This window comes from Nocardioides thalensis (assembly GCF_013410655.1).
Taxonomy (GTDB): domain Bacteria; phylum Actinomycetota; class Actinomycetes; order Propionibacteriales; family Nocardioidaceae; genus Nocardioides; species Nocardioides thalensis.
Window position 1 is genome coordinate 2,761,334 of record NZ_JACCFP010000001.1, and the last position, 21,696, is coordinate 2,783,029.

The 21,696-nt window shown below is 69.6% G+C and carries 26 protein-coding genes; 14 read left to right on the forward strand and 12 right to left on the reverse strand.

The window, feature by feature from the left end; all coding sequences use genetic code 11:
- Positions 1-91 precede the first annotated feature (91 nt).
- Positions 92-316, forward strand: coding sequence for a hypothetical protein (locus HNR19_RS13465; protein WP_179668392.1), 225 nt, complete (start codon positions 92-94; stop codon positions 314-316).
- 57 nt (positions 317-373) lie between these two features.
- Here the strand turns inward: HNR19_RS13465 and erpA are convergent, their stop codons facing one another.
- The 3 genes from erpA to HNR19_RS13480 all read right to left on the reverse strand — a co-directional run bounded on the left by erpA (position 374) and on the right by HNR19_RS13480 (position 2,465).
- Positions 374-820, reverse strand: coding sequence for an iron-sulfur cluster insertion protein ErpA (erpA, locus tag HNR19_RS13470; protein ID WP_246303512.1), 447 nt, complete (start codon positions 818-820; stop codon positions 374-376).
- A gap of 83 nt (positions 821-903) precedes the next feature.
- Positions 904-1,998 carry an alcohol dehydrogenase catalytic domain-containing protein gene (locus HNR19_RS13475; RefSeq protein ID WP_179668393.1) on the reverse strand — a complete coding sequence of 365 codons (1,095 nt, stop codon included), beginning with the start codon at positions 1,996-1,998 and terminating at the stop codon, positions 904-906.
- The gene (locus HNR19_RS13480; RefSeq protein WP_179668394.1) at positions 1,995-2,465 is read right to left on the reverse strand and encodes a DUF4334 domain-containing protein; all 471 of its coding nucleotides are present in this window, start codon (positions 2,463-2,465) and stop codon (positions 1,995-1,997) included. Before HNR19_RS13480 ends, HNR19_RS13475 begins: the two co-directional genes overlap by 4 nt.
- A gap of 77 nt (positions 2,466-2,542) precedes the next feature.
- Between HNR19_RS13480 and HNR19_RS13485 the strand changes: the two genes are divergently transcribed.
- Positions 2,543-3,559, forward strand: coding sequence for a hypothetical protein (locus HNR19_RS13485; protein WP_179668396.1), 1,017 nt, complete (start codon positions 2,543-2,545; stop codon positions 3,557-3,559).
- Here HNR19_RS13485 and HNR19_RS13490 read toward each other — a convergent pair.
- On the reverse strand, positions 3,529-4,614 hold the full coding sequence (locus HNR19_RS13490; protein WP_179668397.1) for a glycerate kinase family protein: 1,086 nt from the start codon (positions 4,612-4,614) through the stop codon (positions 3,529-3,531). The two genes, HNR19_RS13485 and HNR19_RS13490, sit on opposite strands and share 31 nt — an antisense overlap.
- A gap of 103 nt (positions 4,615-4,717) precedes the next feature.
- Between HNR19_RS13490 and nadA the strand changes: the two genes are divergently transcribed.
- Together nadA and HNR19_RS13500 are read left to right on the forward strand one after the other, a co-directional pair.
- Positions 4,718-5,902: a quinolinate synthase NadA gene (nadA, locus tag HNR19_RS13495; RefSeq protein WP_179668398.1), complete on the forward strand. Its 1,185-nt coding sequence runs from the start codon at positions 4,718-4,720 to the stop codon at positions 5,900-5,902.
- A 22-nt stretch (positions 5,903-5,924) separates the two neighbouring features.
- On the forward strand, positions 5,925-6,512 hold the full coding sequence (locus HNR19_RS13500; RefSeq protein ID WP_179668400.1) for a DUF3043 domain-containing protein: 588 nt from the start codon (positions 5,925-5,927) through the stop codon (positions 6,510-6,512).
- On the opposite strand, the gene HNR19_RS13505 is transcribed toward HNR19_RS13500, so the two are convergent.
- The 3 genes from HNR19_RS13505 to HNR19_RS13515 all read right to left on the reverse strand — a co-directional run bounded on the left by HNR19_RS13505 (position 6,509) and on the right by HNR19_RS13515 (position 8,521).
- A complete protein-coding gene (locus tag HNR19_RS13505; protein WP_179668402.1) occupies positions 6,509-7,513 on the reverse strand; it encodes an aldo/keto reductase family protein in 1,005 nt (334 codons plus the stop codon). The genes HNR19_RS13500 and HNR19_RS13505 overlap by 4 nt on opposite strands.
- An 82-nt stretch (positions 7,514-7,595) precedes the next feature.
- A complete protein-coding gene (locus HNR19_RS13510) occupies positions 7,596-8,051 on the reverse strand; it encodes a GNAT family N-acetyltransferase (RefSeq protein WP_179668403.1) in 456 nt (151 codons plus the stop codon).
- Positions 8,052-8,053: 2 nt separating this feature from the next.
- The gene (locus HNR19_RS13515) at positions 8,054-8,521 is read right to left on the reverse strand and encodes an Lrp/AsnC family transcriptional regulator (RefSeq protein WP_218910249.1); all 468 of its coding nucleotides are present in this window, start codon (positions 8,519-8,521) and stop codon (positions 8,054-8,056) included.
- 84 nt (positions 8,522-8,605) lie between these two features.
- On the opposite strand from HNR19_RS13515, the gene HNR19_RS13520 reads away from it, so the two are divergent.
- A complete protein-coding gene (locus HNR19_RS13520) occupies positions 8,606-9,022 on the forward strand; it encodes a rhodanese-like domain-containing protein (RefSeq protein ID WP_179668404.1) in 417 nt (138 codons plus the stop codon).
- Between the two features lie 93 nt (positions 9,023-9,115).
- Here the strand turns inward: HNR19_RS13520 and HNR19_RS13525 are convergent, their stop codons facing one another.
- Genes HNR19_RS13525 through HNR19_RS13535 form a run of 3 tightly spaced genes read right to left on the reverse strand, consistent with a single transcriptional unit; the run spans position 9,116 to position 11,456 of the window.
- Entirely contained in the window at positions 9,116-9,754 is a 639-nt protein-coding gene (locus HNR19_RS13525) for a 3-oxoacid CoA-transferase subunit B (protein WP_179668406.1), read from the reverse strand.
- A gap of 1 nt (position 9,755) precedes the next feature.
- The gene (locus HNR19_RS13530; protein ID WP_179670263.1) at positions 9,756-10,541 is read right to left on the reverse strand and encodes a CoA transferase subunit A; all 786 of its coding nucleotides are present in this window, start codon (positions 10,539-10,541) and stop codon (positions 9,756-9,758) included.
- Positions 10,542-10,586: 45 nt separating this feature from the next.
- On the reverse strand, positions 10,587-11,456 hold the full coding sequence (locus HNR19_RS13535) for a helix-turn-helix transcriptional regulator (protein ID WP_179668408.1): 870 nt from the start codon (positions 11,454-11,456) through the stop codon (positions 10,587-10,589).
- Positions 11,457-11,521: 65 nt separating this feature from the next.
- On the opposite strand from HNR19_RS13535, the gene HNR19_RS13540 reads away from it, so the two are divergent.
- Entirely contained in the window at positions 11,522-12,388 is an 867-nt protein-coding gene (locus HNR19_RS13540; protein WP_218910250.1) for an NAD(P)H-dependent oxidoreductase, read from the forward strand.
- A 160-nt stretch (positions 12,389-12,548) separates the two neighbouring features.
- Here the strand turns inward: HNR19_RS13540 and HNR19_RS13545 are convergent, their stop codons facing one another.
- Positions 12,549-13,451 (reverse strand): LysR substrate-binding domain-containing protein, encoded by a 903-nt coding sequence (locus tag HNR19_RS13545; RefSeq protein ID WP_218910251.1) that lies wholly within the window; start codon positions 13,449-13,451, stop codon positions 12,549-12,551.
- Between the two features lie 122 nt (positions 13,452-13,573).
- Here HNR19_RS13545 and HNR19_RS13550 point away from each other — a divergent pair, with 122 nt between their 5' ends.
- The 7 genes from HNR19_RS13550 (at position 13,574) to HNR19_RS13580 (ending at position 20,062) form a co-directional block, all read left to right on the forward strand.
- On the forward strand, positions 13,574-14,158 hold the full coding sequence (locus tag HNR19_RS13550) for a VOC family protein (protein WP_179668410.1): 585 nt from the start codon (positions 13,574-13,576) through the stop codon (positions 14,156-14,158).
- Positions 14,155-15,360: a sugar ABC transporter substrate-binding protein gene (locus HNR19_RS13555; protein WP_179668411.1), complete on the forward strand. Its 1,206-nt coding sequence runs from the start codon at positions 14,155-14,157 to the stop codon at positions 15,358-15,360. Before HNR19_RS13550 ends, HNR19_RS13555 begins: the two co-directional genes overlap by 4 nt.
- A gap of 1 nt (position 15,361) precedes the next feature.
- Positions 15,362-16,885 carry a sugar ABC transporter ATP-binding protein gene (locus HNR19_RS13560; protein WP_179668413.1) on the forward strand — a complete coding sequence of 508 codons (1,524 nt, stop codon included), beginning with the start codon at positions 15,362-15,364 and terminating at the stop codon, positions 16,883-16,885.
- Positions 16,875-17,885 (forward strand): ABC transporter permease, encoded by a 1,011-nt coding sequence (locus tag HNR19_RS13565; protein WP_179668414.1) that lies wholly within the window; start codon positions 16,875-16,877, stop codon positions 17,883-17,885. The genes HNR19_RS13560 and HNR19_RS13565 overlap by 11 nt, the downstream gene beginning before the upstream one ends.
- Before the next feature lie 71 nt (positions 17,886-17,956).
- Positions 17,957-18,298 carry a putative quinol monooxygenase gene (locus HNR19_RS13570; protein ID WP_179668415.1) on the forward strand — a complete coding sequence of 114 codons (342 nt, stop codon included), beginning with the start codon at positions 17,957-17,959 and terminating at the stop codon, positions 18,296-18,298.
- Between the two features lie 149 nt (positions 18,299-18,447).
- Positions 18,448-19,383 (forward strand): NADPH:quinone reductase, encoded by a 936-nt coding sequence (locus HNR19_RS13575; protein WP_218910252.1) that lies wholly within the window; start codon positions 18,448-18,450, stop codon positions 19,381-19,383.
- A gap of 133 nt (positions 19,384-19,516) precedes the next feature.
- Complete coding sequence (locus HNR19_RS13580; RefSeq protein ID WP_179668417.1) at positions 19,517-20,062, forward strand: GNAT family N-acetyltransferase; 546 nt, start codon at positions 19,517-19,519, stop codon at positions 20,060-20,062.
- Between the two features lie 231 nt (positions 20,063-20,293).
- Here HNR19_RS13580 and dapB read toward each other — a convergent pair whose 3' ends face one another.
- A complete protein-coding gene (gene dapB, locus HNR19_RS13585) occupies positions 20,294-21,088 on the reverse strand; it encodes a 4-hydroxy-tetrahydrodipicolinate reductase (protein WP_179668418.1) in 795 nt (264 codons plus the stop codon).
- A 50-nt stretch (positions 21,089-21,138) separates the two neighbouring features.
- Here dapB and HNR19_RS13590 point away from each other — a divergent pair, with 50 nt between their 5' ends.
- The gene (locus HNR19_RS13590) at positions 21,139-21,657 is read left to right on the forward strand and encodes a class I SAM-dependent methyltransferase (protein WP_179668419.1); all 519 of its coding nucleotides are present in this window, start codon (positions 21,139-21,141) and stop codon (positions 21,655-21,657) included.
- The last annotated feature ends 39 nt before the right edge of the window (positions 21,658-21,696 follow it).

A 21,696-nucleotide genomic window follows, 5' to 3' on the forward strand; every position in this document is an offset into this window, starting at 1 on the left:
CAGCAGGGCTCCGGGAGCGTCAGTCACGACGCGGAACACTACCCGCAAGTAGAGATGGGTCTACCCGGAAGTAACGCATAGCGTCGAAGACATGACGCCCTACGAGGAGCTCGCCACGCCCGCAGAGATGTCCGCCGGCGCTGCGGCCGCCCGCGACCGGATGGCCGCCCGGATGAGCGACGCCGCCCGCAAGGCGGTGGCGCCCGCCCCGAGCATCCACTACGACGACTTCCCGCGCGAGGTGCCCAAGCGCGAGATCGAGATCAGCGAGGCCGCCCAGCGACTGGCCAACGCGCTGCACCTGCACCTCGACTGACCCCGGACGCGACGAACGCCCCCTGCCGGCTCGGCAGGGGGCGTTCGTGCATGTGGATCAGTGGAACGAGTCGCCGCAGGCGCAGGAACCCGTCGCGTTGGGGTTGTCGATCGTGAAGCCCTGCTTCTCGATCGTGTCGACGAAGTCGATGACCGCGCCGTTGAGGTAGGGGACGCTCATCCGGTCGACGACGACGGACACGCCGTCGAAGTCGCTGACGACGTCGCCGTCGAGGGTGCGCTCGTCGAAGAACAGCTGGTAGCGCAGCCCGCTGCAGCCGCCGGGCTGCACGGAGATGCGCAGCTGGAGGTCGTCGCGACCCTCCTGCTCGAGGAGGCTCTTCACCTTGGTCGCGGCAACCGGGCTGAGGTTGATCTGGTCCTCACGCCGGTCGGTGATGACAGGGGCGCTCGCGGTCGCCGTGCCAGTCGCAGTGCCGGTGGCAGTGGTGGCGGGCGCCTCGTGGCTGTGGCCGTGGCCGCCGCATCCGCATGCGTCGCTCATGAACTCTCCAGAAGGTCTCGGGTCGGTGTTCGACAGTTCCAATGGTCGCACACCGACGGTTATTCCCGTGGTTCACCGCGGACTCACCAGACCAGGACGGGCTTGACCACCTTGCCCGCCGTCGCGTCCGCGACCGCGTCGGCCAGCCGCTCGAACGGGTACGTCGTCACCAGGTGGTCGACGTCGAAGGCGCCTTGAGCCCGCATCTGCACCAGCCGCGGGATCATCGTCAGCGGGTCGGACTCGCCCTCGATCGACGACCGGATCACCTTGCCCGACTGGAGCAGGTCGATCGCGTCGATCGTGTACTCGGGCGCCCCGAGCCCCAGCGGCACCAGCAGGCCCCGCGAGCGCAGCGACCGCTGCGCCTGGAGCACGACGGCCGGCAGGGCCGTCGTGTCGATGGCGTACGGCGCGCCGCCGCCCGTGAGGTCCTTCACGCGCTGCTCGACCGGCTGGTCACCCTCGGTCGGGTCCAGGGTCGTGGCGCCGTAGCCCTCGGCGACGCGGCGCCGCTCCGCGAGCGGGTCCACGACGATCACGCTCTCGACGCCGATCCCCCGGGCGGCGGCCACCGCAGCGAGCCCCACCGCGCCCGCGCCGAACACCACGATCGGCTCCTCGGGTGCCGGGTCGAGTACGTTGAGCACCGTGCCCGCTCCCGTCTGGAAGCCGCACCCGAACGGCGCCAGCAGGCTCAGGTCGAGGGCGGGATCGACGACGACGCAGTTGTCGGCGTACGCCAGCGCGTGCCGGGCGAGGCTGGACTGGCCGAAGAAGTTGCCGAACACCTGCTGGTCGCCGCGGCGCATCGACGTCGAGCCGTCGGGCCGCATGCCCATGTAGTTCAAGAGGAGCGTCTGCTCGCAGTAGCCGACGTCGCCGGCCCGGCACGGTGGGCAGGCCCGGCAGGAGCGGAAGCTCATGACGACGTGGTCGCCGACGGCGATGCCCTCGACCTCCGGTCCCACCGCCTCGACGACGCCGGTGCCCTCGTGGCCCATCACCGTGGGCATCATCTCGGCGGGCAGCATGGTCGGCACCGTCAGGTCGGTGTGGCAGATGCCGGTCGCGACCACCCGGACCAGCACCTCGTCGGCGCGGGGCTCGTCCAGCTCGACGTCGGCGAACGTGAACGGCCCGCCCGGCTCCTCGACGAGCGCGACCGTGGTCCTCACGCCTCGCGCTCCAGCCAGAAGTAGTACAGGTCGTCGATGCCGAAGGCGTCGGAGAGCTTGCCGTTCATGATGCCCATCAACGTGTCGTCGTCGACCTTCTTGAAGTGGTCGAAGACCGGCATCCGGTCGTAGACCATCGTCGCTGTGACCTCGCCGCGGAACTCGACGGGCCACAGCGAGGCCTCGCCTCCCCCGCCGGCCTCCTTGTTGGAGTAGAGCTCGTCCTGGTCGTCGCGGCACAGCAGCGGTACGGCGGCGAGCGGGCCGTCGAAGCGCTTGCCGTGCCAGCGGACCTTCGTGAGCACCTGGCTCGCGACGTGGCCGGTGGCGAAGTCGCCGCCGCGCCACGAGCCGAGGACCTCCGGAACGGTGGTGGTGTCCAGGTCGGCCCACAGCTGGTCGAGATCGGTCGGGTCGGCGCTGTCGGCCGTGCGAAGCGCCTCGAAACGGGCACGGGTGTCGATCACGGGCCCGACACTAGAACGTGTTCCAACATCGGCGCCAGTGCCGTTCGTCCCTGTGATCGGTGCGGCATGATCGCCCGGTGCCAATCGGATCCCGTGCCCGCCGCGGCTTCAGCGTCCTCGTCCTCTCGTCAGTCCTCCTTGCCGGGTGCGGCGACGACGGGTCCGACGACGCGCAGGCGGCGTTCGAGGACGAGCTCGAGGCGATGGCCGGCGTCGACGACGCGAAGGTCGAGCGGGAGGCGTTCGACACGGAGTACTACGGCGAGGAGATCGTCGTCGACATGGCCTCCGACGCGACCGCCGACGAGGTGACCGCGGTGCTCGACGCGCTCCGCCGGCGCGAGCGCGCGAGTGAGGGCGCGCCCCAGGACAGCAAGGTCACGCTCGGCGCCGGTACGACGAGTCGGGCGGGCGACGACTTCGCGCCGGACGCTGCTCCCGGGATCTTCGGCAGCACCCGCGACCACGCGGCCAACGAGCGGATGGCCGAGCTGCTCCTCGCCGCGGTCACCGCGCTCCCCGACCACAACGTCGTCGTGGTCTCGCCCACGGAGTGGTCCGTCTTCGGTGCCGCCGAGGGGTCCGACCCCCGGGCGGCCCTCGCGGACGACATCGACGCGATCCGGTCCGAGCCGCTCCTCGCGGACAGCGTGCAGGGCGACCTGTCGGTCACCGCGGGCGACCGCAAGGCGTCCTTCGGCTGGTACGAGGGACTGACGCCGGACCTGTTGGAGGCGTGGCACGGGGTGGCCGCGGCGTTCGACCACGAGGCCGTGCGTTCGGTGACGTTCGCCGGCACCGCGATCTGGATCATCACCCGCCTGCCCGAGGACGTCCCGCCGAAGCAGCTCACGACGCAGGCGTACGGCGACCAGCTGTGGCCGCTGGTCCGCGAGCAGGTGGAGGTCCTCGCCGGTCTCGACGAGCACGCGACGCTGGAGATCACCAACGAGTACGCGTTCGACGACGACGGCTACCAGGAGGACCGCTTCGTCCGGCTGGAGCTCGGCAGGGACGCCCGGCCCGACCGCCAGGGTCGCACCTGGATCGACGAGGCGAAGGCCTACCTCGACCAGGTCCTCGCGACCCGCTGAGCGAGGTCCGCGAGGGCGCCGGCCGGGTCGGCGAACGCCCGCTCCTCCCCCACGGCGTCCACCAGGGAGTAGGCCGAGTCCATCCCGAGCGCCCGCATCTCCCGCGAGCCGACCAGCACCTGGCCGGCGAGCACGACGCAGGGTCGCAGTGCCGCGGCCGCCACCGCGGCGACGCCCGCCGGCACCTTCCCGGCGCGGCTGCTGAAGTCGAACGCGCCCTCGCCGGTCACCACGACGTCGGCCTCCCGGGCGCGGCCGGACAGGTCGACCGCCTCCGCGACCAGGTCGATGCCGGGGACGCGGCTCCCGCCGAGGAGCATGGCGGCGAAGCCCAGCCCGCCGGCGGCGCCGGTGCCCGCCTCGAGGGCCAACCGACGATCGGTCGCGGCGCCGTACGCCTCCAGGACGCCGTCGAGCCACGGCAGCCGTTCCTCGGCGATGCCCTTCTGGGGGCCGAACGTCTTCGTCGCGCCGAACAGGCCGGCGAGCGGGCTGTCGACGTCGCTGGCCGCCACCAGCTCGACGCCCGCGAGCGCGGCGCGGGGTGCGGAGAGGTCGACCTCGGTCACGCCCTCGAGGGCGGCGCCGCCGCGGTCGAGCGGCACGTCGGCGGCCGCACCGAGCGCCGCGAGCATCCCCGCCCCGCCGTCGTTGGTGCCCGAGCCGCCGAGGCCGAGCACGACGCGCGTCGCCCCCGCCGCGACCGCCTCGCTGACGAGCTGGCCGACGCCGTACGTCGTCGCGTTCTCGCCGTTGTCGCCACCGGTCAGGTGGACGCCGCACGCCTGCGCGCTCTCGACGTACGCCGTGCCGCCCGCCATCAGGATGGTCGCCGGCGTCTCGGTGCCCAGCGGACCCGCGACGGTGACGGCCAGCAGGTCGCCGCCGAGCGCCGCGTTGAGCACGTCGACGAACCCCGGGCCGCCATCCGACATCGGCGCCGTGTCGACCTCGTCGGCGGGCGCCTGCCGCCGCCAGCCCTCGGCGATCGCCGCCGCCGCCTCGACCGCCGACAGGGTGCCGGCGAACTTGTCCGGGGCCACGAGGATCCGCATGCGCCCATCATCGCGGACCCGGGAATGCCGCCGTCACGGTGTCGGTTCTTGCTGGGCTGACCGCGAAATGGGCGCACCCCCGGTCGGCGAATAGGATCAGGACATGACCACCGTCGACCTGCCTCTGCTGCCGCTGGGCCGTGGCACCGACCCGCTCTCGGAGCGGGGCGTCGAATGTCCGGGCGACCTGCCGCCGGCGTCCGACCCGGACCTGGTGGCGCGCGCACTCGCCGCCAAGGAGGCGCTGGGCGACCGGGTGTTCGTGCTCGGCCACCACTACCAGCGCGACGAGGTCATCCAGTTCGCCGACGTCACGGGCGACTCGTTCAAGCTCGCACGCGACGCGGCCGCGCGCCCGGAGGCGGAGTTCATCGTCTTCTGCGGCGTGCACTTCATGGCCGAGTCCGCCGACATCCTGACCGGCCCGCACCAGCAGGTCGTGCTCCCCGACCTCGCGGCCGGGTGCTCGATGGCCGACATGGCGCGGATCGCGCAGGTCGAGGCCGCCTGGGAGGCGATGGCCGCGGCGGGCGTCCAGGACCAGGTCGTCCCGGTCACTTACATGAACTCCAGCGCCGACATCAAGGCATTCTGCGGTCGCAACGGCGGCGTGGTGTGCACGTCGTCCAACGCCGAGGTGGCCCTCGAGTGGGCGTTCGAGCAGAAGGGCCCCGACAACGCCGACACCAAGGTGCTGTTCCTCCCCGACCAGCACCTCGGCCGCAACACCGCGGTGCTCAAGCTGGGCTACTCGCTCGACGACTGCGTGGTGTGGAACCCGCACAAGCCCAACGGCGGCCTCACGCCCGAGGAGCTGCGCGCGGCGAAGGTGATCCTCTGGAAGGGCCACTGCTCGGTCCACGGCCGCTTCTCCCCCGACGTCATCGACGAGCTCCGCGCGAAGATCCCCGACCTCAACGTGCTGGTGCACCCCGAGTGCCAGCACGAGGTCGTGCTGAAGGCCGACCTGGTGGGCTCGACCGAGTTCATCATCAAGACGATCGAGGCGGCGCCGGCCGGCTCGAGCTGGGCGATCGGCACCGAGCTCAACCTGGTGCAGCGCCTGGCCACCGCGCACCCCGACAAGAACATCGTCTTCCTCGACCGCAACGTCTGCTACTGCTCGACGATGAACCGGATCGACCTCCCCCACTTCGTCTGGGCGATGGAGAACCTCGTCGCCGGCAACGTCGTCAACGTGATCGAGGTCGACCCCAAGACCGAGCAGGAGGCACTCGTCGCCCTGCAGCGGATGCTCGACCTGCCGGGCAAGTCGCACCGCGACTGAGCCGGCCCTGACTGGAGGATCGTTGTTCCGCCGAAGCAAGTCCGAGACGCCCGAGCCCGAGACCGTGCAGCCGGTCAAGGAGGGCGGCAAGGGACGACCGACGCCGACCCGCAAGGAGGCCGAGGCCCTCGCCCGGGCCAAGGCCCGCGCGCCCCGCAACCGCAAGGAGCTCGCCGCCCGGCAGCGCCAGGCGCGCGGCGAGGAGAGCCGTAAGATCCGCGCCGCGATGAAGACCGGCGACGAGCGCTACCTGCCGGCCCGTGACCGCGGCCCGATGCGCCGCTTCGTGCGCGACTTCGTCGACGTCCGGTTCTCGCTCGTCGAGATGCTGATCCCGCTGCTGATCATCAGCATGGTGCTCGGCTACAGCGGCAACTCGACCCTGATGGGCGCCAGCACGATGGTGATGCTGGCGACGTTCCTGTTCGTGATCGTCGACATGGTGATCCTGCGATTCCGACTGCGCCGCGCGCTCACCCAGCGCTTCCCCGGCGAGGACTACAAGGGCACCACGTTCTACGCGATCACCCGGTCGCTGCAGATGAAGTTCATGCGAATGCCCAAGGCGCAGGTCAAGATCGGCCAGAGCCTCCCGGACACTTACCGCTAGAAATCACGCTTCGGCGGGGAGACCGTCTTCGCCGGGTCGCGCTCGACGGAGTCTCCGAGCACCTCGTCGATCGCCTTCAGCGCGTCGTCCTCGAGCCGGACGCCGGCGGCCTTGACGTTCTCGGCGACCTGCTCGGGCCTGGTCGCGCCGATGATCGCCGCGGAGACGTTGGGGTTCTGGAGCACCCACGCGACGGCAAGCTGGGCGAGGGACAGGCCGGCCTCGTCGGCGATCGGCTTGAGCCGCTGGACCTTCTCGAGCAGCTCGTCGGTCAGCAGCCGGCTGACGAAACCGGCGCCACCGGACTCGTCGGTGGCCCGCGAGCCCGCCGGAGGCGGCTCGCCGGGCAGGTACTTCCCGGTGAGCACGCCCTGCGCGATCGGCGACCACACGATCTGGCCGATGCCGAGCTCCTCGGACGTCGGCACCACCTCGGCCTCGATGACCCGCCACAGCATGTTGTACTGCGGCTGGTTGGACACGAACGGGATCCGCAGCTCGCGCGCGAGTGCGTGGCCGGCGCGGATCTGCTCGGCGGTCCACTCGGAGACCCCGATGTAGAGCGCCTTGCCCGACCGGACGACGTCGGCGAACGCCTCCATCGTCTCCTCCAGCGGCGTCTCGAAGTCGTAGCGGTGCGCCTGGTAGAGGTCGACGTAGTCGGTGCCGAGGCGGCTCAGCGAGCCGTCGATCGACTCCATGATGTGCTTGCGCGAGAGCCCGTGGTCGTTGTGCTTGCCGGGGCCGGTCGGCCAGTAGACCTTCGTGAAGATCTCCAGCCCCTCGCGGCGCTCGCCGGCCAGGGCCTTGCCGAGCACGCTCTCCGCCTTGGTGTTGGCGTAGACGTCGGCGGTGTCGAAGGTGGTGATCCCCTGGTCCAGCGCCTCGCGGACGCAGGCGAGCGCCGCGTCCTCCTCGACCTGTGAGCCGTGGGTGATCCAGTTGCCGTAGGCGATGGCCGAGATCTTCAGCCCACTCGCTCCGAGGTTGCGGATTTCCATTACTCCAACCTATCGGCGCGGTGGTGGCGGGTGAGGAATCGTGTTAATACGTCGAGGGCTCTCCATCGGTTGCGTGAGCCGCTCAAAGCTCCAGTCGGAACCGCTGCTTGTGCGTGCCAGTAGCCCCGATCCGTTCATAGAAGCGGATTGCGCGCGTGTTCCAGCTAGGTGTTTGCCACTGGAGCTCACGGAATCCGCGCACGCGCGCGCGTCCGACGACAGCATCGACCAGCTGCTGTCCGAGCATCTGACCGCGGTGGGCCTCGTTGACATAGAGGCAGTCGAGGTGCCCGAATTCTTCTCCCGTCCAGGTGGCGACGTCGGAAGTAAGGGACGCGTATCCAGCCAGCTCGCTACCGACGAAGGCGCCGGCTAGCTCGACTCGCCCTTCGCGACACCAAGCGTCCAGCCGAGACAGGACCTCGTCGGCTGGTTGGCGCACAGAAGATCGCTCGTATTCGGCGTGCGCATGGATGAGCGCTGCCAGCGATGGAGTCCGGGAGGGGACAGTGAGCCACTCAACTCGAATCCCGGTCATGGCTACGCCGGTACGAGGTGGCGTCCAGGGACCGGGCTTGAATACACCACGCTGGTCGCAATCGTCCCCATTGCGGCGATCCGGCCCGCGATGCGCTCGAGATCTTGCATGGACCGGGCGTGCACTTTGATGATGAAACAGTCGACGCCCGTGACATGGTGAGCCTCAACAATCTCGGGAGTGGCGTCGACCATATCGGTGAACGGCTTGTAGTTGCCCGACGGATACGAGAGTCGGACGAATGCCGTGATCGCATATCCAAGGGCTTCCGGATCGATGACTGCCGAGTATCCGCTGATCACGCCTGCATCCGTCAGTCGCCGCAGTCGATCCGAGGTTGCGCTCGGCGACAGGCTGACAGCACGGCCAAGGTCGGCCACCGTCGCACGACCATCGCGCTGCAGGAGCAGGACGAGTTCGCGATCCGTCTCGTCAAGGTCAATCCGTGGATTCGCAGGCACGATAGCCATGATGCCGTTGATTGCGCGGCGATAGCAAGAAAACTGCCCACGATGGCCGTTCCCTCAGCGTGAGCGTGACGGTGCAATTGTGTCATGACAAAGATCGCTGCGGCCGCCTTCTTCGCCGCGAAGCTCGCCTATGAGACCGACCCCTCTGATTTGGCTACCGCTCGTGCCGGCGGCAACCCGCCACTCGTGATCGATACTCGGTCGGACGCTGCATGGGCACAGGGGCGCATCCCCGGCGCGGTGCACATCCCGAACGCCGACCTCCAGGACCGCATCGGCGCCGTAGCAACCTCGCTCGACCAAGAGATCGTCGTCTACTGCTGGGGACCTGGCTGCAACGGGAGCACGCGCGCAGCGTTGGCGTTGGCCACGCTTGGCTACACGAGTGTCCGCGAACTCATCGGCGGGTTCGAATATTGGGCGCGTGAGGGCCTCGCCGTCGTCACCGATGACGGCCGGACGCGCCAGCAGCCCGACCCGCTAACCGCCCCGGCCGCCTGACACGCGGCCGGCTCCTCCTGACCGTAGCGGGACGCGCGAGGGGGCCCGGCTGCAGCTCGCAGCCGGGCCCATGAGCTCGCAGCCGAGCCGACATCAGCCCAGGGTCGGCTCGGTCCGTTCGCGCACCTCGTTCTCGGTCGCACCAGGCGCGAGCTCGACAAGACGCAGACCGCCGCCCTCAGCGGCTGGGACTACGTCAATCACCGCCAAGTCCGTGATGATCCGCTGGACCACCCCCCGGCCCGTCAGTGGCAGGGAGCATTCGTCGACGACCTTGCAGGAGCCGTCCTTGGCGACGTGCTCCATCAGCACGATGACCCTCCTGGCGCCGTGCACGAGGTCCATCGCGCCGCCCATCCCCTTGACCATCGTGCCGGGAATCATCCAGTTCGCGATGTCCCCCGACTTCGAGACCTGCATCGCACCGAGGATCGCCACGTCGATCTTGCCGCCCCGGATCATTCCGAATGAGGTTGCGGAGTCGAAGAATGACGCGCCGCGACGCACGGTCACCGTCTCCTTGCCGGCATTGATGAGGTCCGGGTCCTCCTTGCCGTACGCCGGATAGGGTCCGAGGCCAAGGATCCCGTTCTCCGACTGCAGCACCAGCTCGAAGTCGTCAGGGACGTAGTTGGGCACCAGCGTCGGCAACCCGATGCCGAGATTGACGTAGGAGCCGTCGGTCAGCTCCGCCGCCGCTCGGGCAGCCATCTCAGCGCGACTCCAGGCCATATCAGGACTCCTCCGGCTGGGGTGGGCGCACGGTCCGCCTCTCGATCCTTTTGTCCTTCGCCTGCGCTGGTGTCAGTGGCACGACGTGCTGCACGTAGATCCCGGGCGTGTGGACCCCGTCTGGGTCCAGGTCGCCGGGCTCGACGAGCTCCTCCACCTCGGCGATCGTCACGCGACCGCACGCGGCGGCCAGCGGATTGAAGTTGCGGGCCGACTTGTGGAAGACGAGGTTGCCGTGTCGATCGGCCTTCCATGCACGCACGAGGCCGAAGTCAGCGACGATCGCGTTCTCGAGGACGAACTCCTTGGGCCCCGCGGCCGTCTGGAAGACGCGGACCTCCTTAGGAGGAGACGCGATCATGACAGCGCCGCTGGCGTCGTACCGCCATGGCAGCCCGCCCTCTGCGACCTGGGTCCCGACGCCGGTCGCCGTGAAGAAGGCCGGGATCCCCGATCCGCCGGCGCGCATCCGCTCTGCCAGCGTGCCCTGCGGGGTCAGCTCCACCTCGAGCTCGCCCGAAAGGTACTGGCGCGCGAACTCCTTGTTCTCGCCCACGTAGGACGCCACCATGCGACTGATCCGCCGTGCCGAAAGGAGGCGTCCGAGGCCCCAGTCGTCGACGCCGCAGTTGTTCGAGATCACCTCCAGATCACCCGTGCCCGCAGCGACCAAGGCATCGATCAGCACCGCAGGGATGCCGGAGATCCCGAAACCGCCGACGGCGAGCGTCGCCCCGTCAGGGATGATTCCGACAGCCTCGGCAGCGCTGGGGACGACCTTGTCGATTCCGCTCATTGCTTCCTGGCTCACCATTTCACCGCTCGACGCCACCTAGCGCTTCGCGGGGTCGCCGTCGTCCACGCCCAGCCGCCGCCCCGGCATGGAACGCACATCACCGTCGGCATTCAGGCCGATGAGGAGACGAAGCGCGTCTGCGGACGGGCTGCCCGGGGCGGCCGAGAGCACCAGGAGCTCCAGCCCCGACTCGTCGGGCAGCATGAAGTCCTCCTGGTGCAGCTCCAGATCACCGACCATCGGGTGCCGGTAGGCCTTGCGGCCGTGGGTGCGCGCACGAACGTCGGCGCGAGCCCACAGCCGCCGGAAGCGCTCGCTGCCCATCGCCAGCTCACCAATCAGCGACGTCAGTCGCGGATCATCGGGATACTTACCGGCGGCGAGGCGCAAGTGACCCACCACGTCGAGAGTGCACTGCTCCCAGCCGGCGTACAGGCCGCGCTCGTCCTCGTCGAGGAAGACGTGCCGGGCGGTGTTCAGGCCCGTCATCGACCGGCCATAAAGGAGCTCGGCAAGTCGGTTGCCGGCCGCGACGTCGAGACGATGGTCGACGATGAATGCCGGGGCGTCGGTGATCAGGTCCAGGACCCGCACGAGCTCCGGCCGCAGCCGACCGGTCGGCGACGGGGCCTTGCGGCGCTTCTGGCGCGCCAGCCGGTACAGGTGTTCGAGCTCGATGTCGTCGAGCCCGAGGACCCGCGCAAGAGCGTCGAGGACTTGCTCCGAGGGCTGGGTTGCGCGCCCCTGCTCGAGGCGCACGTAGTAGTCGACGCTCACCCCCGCCAGGTGCGCGACTTCCTCACGCCGCAGCCCAGGTACGCGGCGATACCCGACGACAGGGATTCCCGCATCGATCGGATCCACGCGCGACCGGCGGGAGCGGAGGAAGTCCGCAAGATCATCCATGCCGCAAGTATCACGTGTGCTGGGTCGATGACGGTGGTACTGCTGGTCCCAGGAACCCCGCTCCGATGGACGCAGCGCCCCTGAACGACGCGCGCGGATCAGTCGAAGATCGGAGACCGCCCATCGAGGCGCACGCCGATTCGAAGGAGTTTCACATGAAGGTGCTGATCGTCTACGCCCACCCGGAGCCTCGCTCGCTGAACGGCTCGCTGAAGGACCTGGCCGTGAAGACGCTGGAGAGCGCAGGCCACGAGGTTCAGGTCAGCGATCTCTACGGGATGAAGTGGAAAGCCGTCCTGGATGCGGAGGACTACGGCCCCTCTGCCTCAAGCCCGCTCAAGGTCGCCGCGGACTCGGGCACTGCCTTCGACACCGGCACACTCGCCCCTGAGGTCAAGGCCGAGCAGGAGAAGCTGCTCTGGGCCGACACGTACATCTTCCAGTTCCCCATGTGGTGGTACACGATGCCGGCCATCCTCAAGGGCTGGGTCGACCGCGTCTTCACGTACCACTTCGCCTACGGCGTCGGCGAGCATAGCGACGTCAAGTACGGCGAGCGGTTCGGAGAGGGCACCCTCCTGGGCAAGCGCGCGATGCTGTCCGTGACCGCCGGTGGACCGGAGTCACACTATTCAGACCGAGGCATCAACGGTCCGATCGACGACCTGCTGTTCCCGATCCACCACGGCATCCTCTACTACCCGGGCATCGAGGTGCTCCCGCCGTTCGTCCTGTACGGCACGGACCGGACCACCGACGAGGACTACCCTGACATCGCCAAGGCCTGGGAGCACCGTCTGGAGAACCTGGAGTCTGCCGACCCGATCCCGTTCCGCCGCCAGAACTTCGGCGACTATGAGATCCCGTCGCTCCACCTCAAGGAGGGTCTGGAGCCCGCCGGCCGCTCGGGTTTCGGGCTGCACTCGCGGTAGGCGCAGTCGTCCGCGATCGAGGCGCCCGCCCCACGATGGTCAGGGGCGGGCGCCCTCATTGCGGCCCCGGCATGCGATTTCCGGGGACGGGCGGCCGGCAACGGCCCGCTCGCCTGATGGCGAAATGTGGCCATGGCCGCGCGCGGAGGCCCGCAACCCCTCAGGGCACGACGAAGGCGTTGCGCGGCCTTCGGGCCGATGTCGCGTCCCAGAGGGTGGCGGCGAACGCCTCGCCTAGTGGCGTCCACTCGCTGCGCGTGTACAGCGCCAGCTGCCTGGCGAGGGGCCTCTCCAACCTGCGAGTGAGTCGCTTGACGTCTGGCGGTACGACGTTGGCGGGCAGGATCGTCGGGCCGAGGCCCGCTGCCGCGAAGCGGGCCAATGCATCGACCTGCGAGGTGTGGACCGCGGGTGCAGGCGCGAACCCTGCCTCCCGGCACACCCCGTCCACCAGCGGGGCCATGCCTGCGCTCGGCGCGGGCAGCACCCAACGGCGATCGGCGAGGGTGGCGAGGTCGATGGTCCGAGGCCCCTCGAGGGCGGGGTCGTCCGGCGGAAGGAGCAGCACGAACTCCTCCCAGCCCAGGTTGATGATCGGCCCGTCCCACTCGACGGGCACGGGCCCGATCGCGAGATCAGCCAAGCCGCCCCGGACGGCCTCCTCGAGCGTCTTCCGGTGGCGGAACTCGTGCAGGTCGACCAGTACCCCCGGATGCCGCGAGCGGAGGGTCTGGATCGCACGCGGGAGCATGCCGACGGCGATCGACAGGAGCGTGGCGACCTCCAAGGTCCCCGTGTCGAGCTCGTGGGCCGACCGCGCGGCCCGCCGGGCGCGTTCGGCCGAGAGAACCGCGGCACGGGCCTCGGGAAGGAACGCCCGTCCGCTCGGGGTCAGGCGGAGGCCGCGATGCAGCCGTTCGATGAGCGCGCCGCCGAGCTCTGCCTCCAGCTGCGCCAGCTGCTTGGACAGGCTGGGCTGGGACACGAACAGGCGCTGGGCGGCGCGGGTGAAGCCGCCCTCGTCCACGACGGCGACGAAGTACTGCAGCTGGCGCAGGTTCACGATGGGCCCTCTCCCGGCATTCCAAATGGCTATGACAATCCGCCGATATTGGTATTGGACAGCATGACACCTCTGGAGTCAGGGTGACGGACGTCTCACCACCGCGAGCAAGGAGCAGCCCGATGGCCCTGCCGTACATCAATCACGTGGCACTTCCGGTCGACGACGTCGACCGGGTCAGTGCCTTCTACGTCGACTGGTTCGGCGCACGGGTCATCCCGTCGCCGAGGTTTCCGGTCCCGGTTGCCTGGCTCATGCTGGGCAAGATCCAGATCCACCTCGTCCAGCACGATGCGGCGGCCGATCGCCAGGGACAGGGCCCGTGGTCGTCCGCCTACCACTTCGCCATCGCGATCGACGATCTCCCCGGATTCGTGCAGCTCTACGACCGGGCACACCACGAGGGCGTCGTCGACACCGAGACGTTCCCTCACCACACCTACGAGCTGCCGCGAGGTGAGGTCCAGTTCTGGCTCCGCGACCCGGCTGGCAACGTGATCGAGGTCGACTACGCCGACGCCACGGCGCTGCCCCCGCACATCTCGCAGCAGGTGAGGACCTGGGCCGGAGACCACGAGCTGAGCGACTGGAACCGCGCGGCTTCACTCTTCCGACCCGAGCAGGCCGGCATCGCCCTCAGCGGCGATCTCGGTGGCGGCTACGCCGAGGGCGACCACTCGGCCGACTCGCAGGCGGTGTCCGCATGAGCGTCCGCAGCTCGCGCCTGGTCGGCGGGCGGGTGCCGGTACTCGTGGCGCTCCTCGCGATGATCGTGGCCCTCGTGGCCGCATGCGGCGACGCAACCGGGTCCAGCGGCTCCGACGGCGGCGCGGCAGGAAGCTCGGCCGACTACGTCGCGCTCGCTCAGCAAATCAGGGACGACGCCACCAGCGGCGTGGTCTACGCGCCACAGAACGAGTTCACCGCCGGCGAAGACCTCCGGACCATGACGACCTGGCTCGGGCCCACCGAGACCCCCGAGCTCCCGGAGAATGCGTCGATCGTGTTCGTCTCCTGCGGCGCTACCGTCTGCAACGAGACGGCGGAGGCCGGCGTCGAGATCGCTCAGGGTGCCGGCTTCGAGGCCGAGGCCGTGAACATCAACGGCGCCGCCGACATCCCCAACCTCAACCAAGCGATGTCCAGCGCCATCGCGCTGAACCCCTCAGCGATCGTCGGCATCTGCATCACCGCGACCCAGGTGGCCGACAAGCTGGAGGAGGCGAAGTCCGAGGGCATCATCACCGTGTCGACGTGCGACCCCACTCCCACCGGAAGCAACGGCCAGTTCGACGCGGCCGCCGACTACGCCAACGGCCTCTCCGCTGAGCTGCTGGGCTGGGGCATCGTCGCCGACACCGATGGCGATGCCAACGTGGTCGCGATCCGCGACGAGGCATTCCCCGCGGTCATCCGCAAGATCGACAACCTCGTCCAGGTGGTCGAGGACTGTTCCACCTGCACGATCAAGACAGAGACGTGGCAGATCGGGGACGCCGTCGATTCCGCCAAGTCGGCCAACATCCTGACCGGCATCATCAACGCGAACCCGGACATGAACACCTTGGTCCTGCCGTACTCGGTCGGCATGTTCTCGGCCGTCCAGGCAGTCAAGGCCTCGGGCCGCGACATCTCGATCTACGCGGACGACCTGGATGCGGTCAACCAGCAGCTGCTCGCCGACGGCTCGATCAAGATGGTCAGCTCGGTCGACCCCAGGCTGGCCATGTACCAGTGCATCGACCAGGTCATCCGCGGGATGGCCGGCGAACCGTACGTCGAGAACGCCGATCTCCCGCTGCTCGCCCACCTCTACACCGCAGAGGACCTCCCCGACTCCGGCGTCGGCGCCTTCGTGTCCTACTTCGACTACGAGGCGCAGTACGCCGAGCTCTGGAAGCTGCACTGACATGACGACCGACCTGCGCGTCGTGCAACGACCAGGCACGAGGACGGGGAGTAGCGGGCTCCTCGAGGTGCGCCGGCTTCGCAAGGTGTACGGCGGCACCGCGGCACTCGCCGATGTCGACATCCACGTGGGACGCGGCCAGCTGCACGCCCTCCTGGGCGAGAACGGCGCGGGCAAGTCCACCCTGGTCAAGATCCTCGCTGCCGTCGAGCACGAGGACGCCGGCGAGGTGCGACTGGACGGCGAGGCACTGCCGCCACGACGAACGCCGCGCACCATGGCCGAGAGAGGGGTGGTGTTCATCCACCAGGATCTCGGCCTCGTCGCCACCATGACCGTGGCCGAGAACATCGCCCAATATGCCGGCTACCCGACCGGCCTCTCCGGGATCAGCTGGCCGGCCACCCAAGCCCGGGCCAGGGAGGCGCTCGCGCGACTGGACGTCGCCCTCGACCCGAACGTCCCGGTCGGTGAGCTGTCCATCGCCGAGCAGGCGGCGGTCGCCATCGCGAGGGCTCTCGTCCAGGACGCTCGGCTGATCGTCCTCGACGAGCCCACGGCCAGCCTGGCTGCCGGAGAGGCCGCACGTCTCCTCTCCACCCTGGAACGACTTCGCGAGAAGGGCATCTCGTGCATCCTGGTGACGCATCGGCTCGACGAGGTGCTGAGCCATTGCGACCATGTGACGGTCTTGCGCAACGGCCAAGTCGTCGGCAGCCGCCCGGTCGAGGAGCTGAGCAGAGACGATCTCATCGAGCTCATCGTCGGCGCCGTCCCGGAGATGCCGACCCGACGATCGGTCCCCGCTGGAGGGCCCCCGCGACTCGCTGTGAGAGACCTGTCCGGCCACGGCTTCGGGCCGGTGTCCTTCGACGTCGGCCCGGGCGAGATCGTCGCACTCACCGGGTTTGCCGACGCCGGCCACCTCGCACTCGCCTCGGCGTTGTCCGGCGCAGGGCCGATCCAGGGCGGTGACGTCCAGCTCGACGGGCGTGGATACGCCGCTCGGCGCCCAGGCCAGGCGTTGAGCCGGGGAGTCCAACACGTGCCGGCGGAACGGAACGCCGAGGGTCTCGCCGGCGGACTGACCGTTCGCGAGAATCTGTTCCCCAATCCGCGCAGGCGCTGGTGGCCGCTCAACCACCGGCGCGAGCGGAGCGAGGCAGATCACTGGATCCACGCGTTCGACGTACGCCCACCCAACAGCAACGCGACCGTCGCGACCCTCAGCGGCGGCAACGCGCAGAAGGTGCTTGTGGCGCGGACGATGGCGACCGATCCGACCCTCCTGGTTCTCTGCGAGCCGACGGCCGGGGTCGACATCGGCGCGCGCGCCACCATCTACCGCAAGCTGAGGGACGCGGCAGCCCAGGGTCTCGCGGTCGTGCTCGCCAGCTCGGACTTCCAGGAGATCAACGACCTTGCCGATCGCGCGGTCGTCATGCGCCGCGGGGTCGTCGCTCGCGTCCTCGACGGCGACGACCTCACCATCGCCGCACTCACAGGAGCCTCCTATGGGAACTGACTCGAGCTGGCTCTCCCGCTACGGCCTGGCGCTCATCCTGCTCATCCTCGTCGTCGGCTTCTCCCTCGCCAGACCCGCGAGCTTCGCGACGCCGGACAACTACCGAGCGATCCTCAACAACCAGGCCGTCGTCGTGCTCCTGGCGCTCGCCGCCATGATGCCCCTCATCGTGGGCGAGTTCGATCTCTCCGTGGCTGGTGTGCTCGGCACGGGGCAGGCGCTCGTCTGCGGACTGTGCGCGCTCCAGGGCCTCTCCCCCACCGTCGCCATCGCCCTCGCCCTGGCTGCCGGTGCAGCGATCGGCCTCGTCAACGGCCTCGTGATCGTCAAGCTCAAGATCACGGCGTTCGTGACGACGCTGGCGACGAGCACTGTCCTCGGAGGCACCGTCGTCTGGTACACAGGCGGGGCCCCGATCTACACCGGAGTCCCGCAGTCGTTGACGAGGCTCGCCCGGGGTCACCTGCTCGGCGTGCCGCTGCCGGTGGTCTATGTCTTCCTCGTCACCGTGCTGCTGTGGTTCGTGCTGTCCCGCCTGCCCGTCGGACGCAGGCTCTACGCGGTCGGCGGCAACCGCCGCGCGGCCGAGCTGAGCGGCATTCGCGCGGACCGGGTGATCATCGGGTCCTTCGTTGCCTCAGGCCTGCTGGCCTCCGCCGCCGGGGTGATACTCGGCAGCCAGCTGGGCTCGGTCGTACCGGGCGGCGAAGCGACCTACCTGCTGCCGGCCTTCGCCGGCGCATTCCTCGGCGCCACGGCAATTACCCCCGGCCGGTTCAATCCAGTCGGCGCCGTCCTCGCCGCTTACACGCTCTCCGTCGCCGTATCGGGCCTCCAACAGCTCGGCGCTCCGTTCTGGGTCCAGCCGGTGTTCAACGGATCCGTGCTGATCGTCGCCGTCGGCCTATCCGGCTACGCAGCCCGTGCCAAGGCCGCACGAGCGCGGGCCCGGCAGCTCGCGCGCCTCGAGCAGCAGGCAGCGCACGCGGCTGCCGTGTGAAATCCACTTCTCAACGCCATCCCACCCACGCCGGACCAGACTGGCGTCCAACTGAAAGATCGGAAGAGACCATGTCGGAAGTCATCGTCGTCGCATCGTTCGTCGCAAAGCCCGGGAGGGAGGGTGAGCTCGAGAAGTTCCTGGCGGACCTGCTCGACGAGACCCACCAGGAGCCCGGCTGCCTCCTCTACGCGCTCAACCGAGGACTGACCGACCCTAGCCGCCTCGTCTACGTGGAGCGGTGGGAGAACCTCGAGTTGCTGACGGACCACCTCAACAGCGACCACATCCAGACCGCGCTGGCCGAGGTCGGGACCTACCTGGCGCAGGATCCCGACATCGTCTACTACGAGGAGGCCCCCGGCGGCCATGCCGACAAGGGCTCGATCTCCGGACACGCCGCCTCTGCGTGAGCCGGAGAGAAACGGCTCCCACCCACGCCCACGGGGACACGCCGATGCTGCCTGCGGCCATGCGAGCCGCTCGCTACCAGAGCGACGGACCACGAGCGGGCATCATCGGGATCGACGAGGTGCGAAGACCGGACCCCGGACCGCACGAGGTGCTGGTCCACGTCAGCTTGTCCGGGGTCAACCCGACGGACTGGAAAGCCCGCGACCGCATCGCGTCCCCGACGTCGCACGTCGACCCAACGGGCATCGCCGCACGCAGACCGCGGTCCCGAACGAGGTGGATCACGCCCCACCACGACGGAGTCGGCGTCATCGTCGCGATCGGCACGCGCGTCCCGGCACACCGACTCGGCGAGCGGGTCTGGATGTGGCAGGCACAGTGGGGCCGCGACTCCGGAACGGCCGCGGAGTACGTCACCTTGCCTGTCCAGCACGCGGTGCCACTGCCGCAAGACGTCGGAGACGACCTCGCTGCGGGACTGGGCATCCCGGCGATGACCGCCCACTACTGCCTCTTTGCCGACGGACCGCTGGACCCCACCGAGCACGTGCTCGTCCACGGAGGCGCTGGGGCGGTAGGACACTTCGCGATCGAGCTGGCCCGACATGCCGGGGCGCAGGTGGCAACAACCGTGTCGAGCCCGGAGAAGGCCGCCATCGCCGAAGCAGCCGGAGCAGATCTCGTCGTCAACTACAACGAGGACGACGTTGCGGGCGCCCTCGTGCGATGGGCGCCGAACGGCGTGACACGCATCCTGGAGGTCGACCTGCCGAGCAACATCGAGCTCGACGCGACGGTCGCCTCACCCGGGGCGTCGGTCCAGGTCTACGCCCATCCCGCCCGGCCGACCGTCATGCCGTGGCGTCTTCTGGAAGCGAATCTCCGCCTGGAATTCATGCTCGTCTACACGATCTCGGACGCCGCGAAGCGCCGCGCGGTCGCCGGCGTCGCCAACGCACTCGAGGCCGGTGCCCTGACCTCGTTGCCGGTGACCAAGTTCGCACTGTCCGAGGTCGCTGACGCGCACCGCGCCGTGCGCGGCAATCTCCTCGGCAAGGCGCTCATCGACGTGCAGGGAACCTGACCGACAATGCCGGTCTACTCGTGCGTGGCAACACCGACTCGCGGTGACCAGGCGCGCCGCGAACGGCGATGTGTCCGATCCTAGAACCGAGTCCAACGAGAGCACCACGAGGACCTGCTGAGAGGATCTCCCGGTGACCACCTCCGACGTGTCCGCGCGGGTCGCGTGGCCCGCTGACGCGGGCAGCATCGCCGCGATCCAGCTCCGCTCGTGGGCCGTGCGGTACGGCGACCGCCTGCCTGCGCTGCTCGACGAGCGGGGCATCGACGAGCCGGCCCTGGCCGAGGCCTGGCGGCAGACGCTCGCCCGCCCGCCCGAGGCCCGCCGCCGCGCGCTGGTCGCCCTCGCGCACGACCGGGTGGTGGCGTTCGCGCTCACCGGGCCGGCGACCGACCCCGACGCCGACCCCTCGGCCGACGGCGAGGTCGCCGAGTTCACGGTCGCGCCCGACGAGACGGGCGGCGGCCACGGCTCCCGGCTGCTCCAGGCCTGCGTCGACACGCTGCGCGTCGACGGGTTCGCCCGCGCCGTCTGCTGGGTCGACGCCTCCGACGACACGCTGCGCGGCTTCCTCACCGGCGCCGGCTGGGGCCCCGACGGGGCGTCGCGCGAGCTCGCGGACGACGCCGGCGACGAGTCCGTGAAGCAGGTCCGGCTGCACACCGCGCTGACCGACTGAGCCCGGAAAAGCCGAATCGGGGACCCTGCGCCTTCCCCGTCCGGCGCAGGGTCCCCGAGTCGTGGAGGACAGCCGTGGACTGTCCGGACCGGGCACCCGAGTCGCCCGGTTGAGGGAGCACTCCTGACGATTCCACTCTCCGGCCGTCCTCGCCAGAGCGCGGCGTCTGCAGGTTGGTGCAGCGCACAAACGTGCACCGCCAACCCAGCGGTGCGCCGGCCTCAGGGATCGCTAGTCGAGGTCGAGGAAGTGCTCGAGCCCCACGGTGAGGCCGGGGAACTCGCCGATCCGGCGGACGCCGGTCAGCACACCGGGCGTGAAGGAGACCCGGTCGAGGGAGTCGTGCCGGATCGTCAGCGTCTCCCCGAGACCGCCGAGCACGACCTCCTGGTGGGCCACCAGCCCGCGGATCCGCAGCCCGTGGACGCGGATGCCGTCGACGTCCGCGCCGCGAGCGCCGTCGAGCGAGGTCGAGGTCGCGTCGGGGATAGGCGGCGCGCCGGCGTCACGGCGGGCGGCGGCGATCAGCTCGGCAGTACGCCGCGCCGTACCGCTCGGGGCGTCCGCCTTGTCGGGGTGGTGGAGCTCGACGACCTCGACGGACTCGTAGAACGGCGCGGCGACGGCCGCGAACCGCATCATCAGGATGGCGCCGATGGAGAAGTTCGGGGCGATGAGCACGCCGGTCCCGGGGCTCTTGTCGAGCCAGCCCCGGAGCGTGGCCAGTCGCTCCTCGTCGAAGCCGGTGGTGCCGACGACGGCGTGGATGCCGTGGTCGATGCAGAACTCGAGGCTGTCCATGACCACGTCGGGGTGGGTGAAGTCGACGACGACGCGGGCGCCCGACGACACCAGCAGGTCGAGCTCGTCGCCCTGGTCGACCTCGGCGACGAGCGCCAGGTCGTCGGCACCGGCGACGGCGGCGCACACCTCGCTGCCGACCTTGCCGCGAGCGCCGAGCACGCCGACTGGAAGGGGCGCGGAGCCGTTGGAGGGGGTTGCTTCGTTCGCGACACTCGTTCCCACAAGGCCAACGTAGTGCCTTGGCCGGTTACGACTTCTGGCAGGCTGGACCCATGGCGGTGCAGACGATCCCGGCCCGGATCCGTTGGGCGGTGGACTTCATGGACGTCCAGCACAACGATCACGTCCTCGAGATCGGGTGCGGCACGGGTGCGGCAGCCGACCTCATCTGCAGGCGGCTCGAGGGCAAGGGCAAGATGTTCGCCATCGACCGCTCCGAGGCGGGCGTCGACCGCACCAAGCAGCGCTGCGCCGAGCACGTCCAGGCCGGCAAGCTCACCGTCCGGCAGATCGACCTCGCCACCCTCCGGGTGCCGGTCAAGCGACTCACCAAGGTCTTCGCGTTCGACGTCAACCTGTTCTGGGTCCGCGACTGCAAGGAGGAGGTGGCGCTCCTCCACGAGCGGGTGCTGCCCGGCGGCTCGGTGAACCTCTTCTACGACACCAAGCGCCCCGAGCAGGTGCCCGAGATCCTGTCGAAGGCGTCCGCCGCCCTCACCGAGGGCGGCTTCCGCGTCTACATCGTCGACAGCAAGCAGCCCCCGGTGATCGGCATCATCGGGCGCAGGTAGGCGCTTGCGCCTACCAAGCGTCGCTGGTCGAGTGACGCC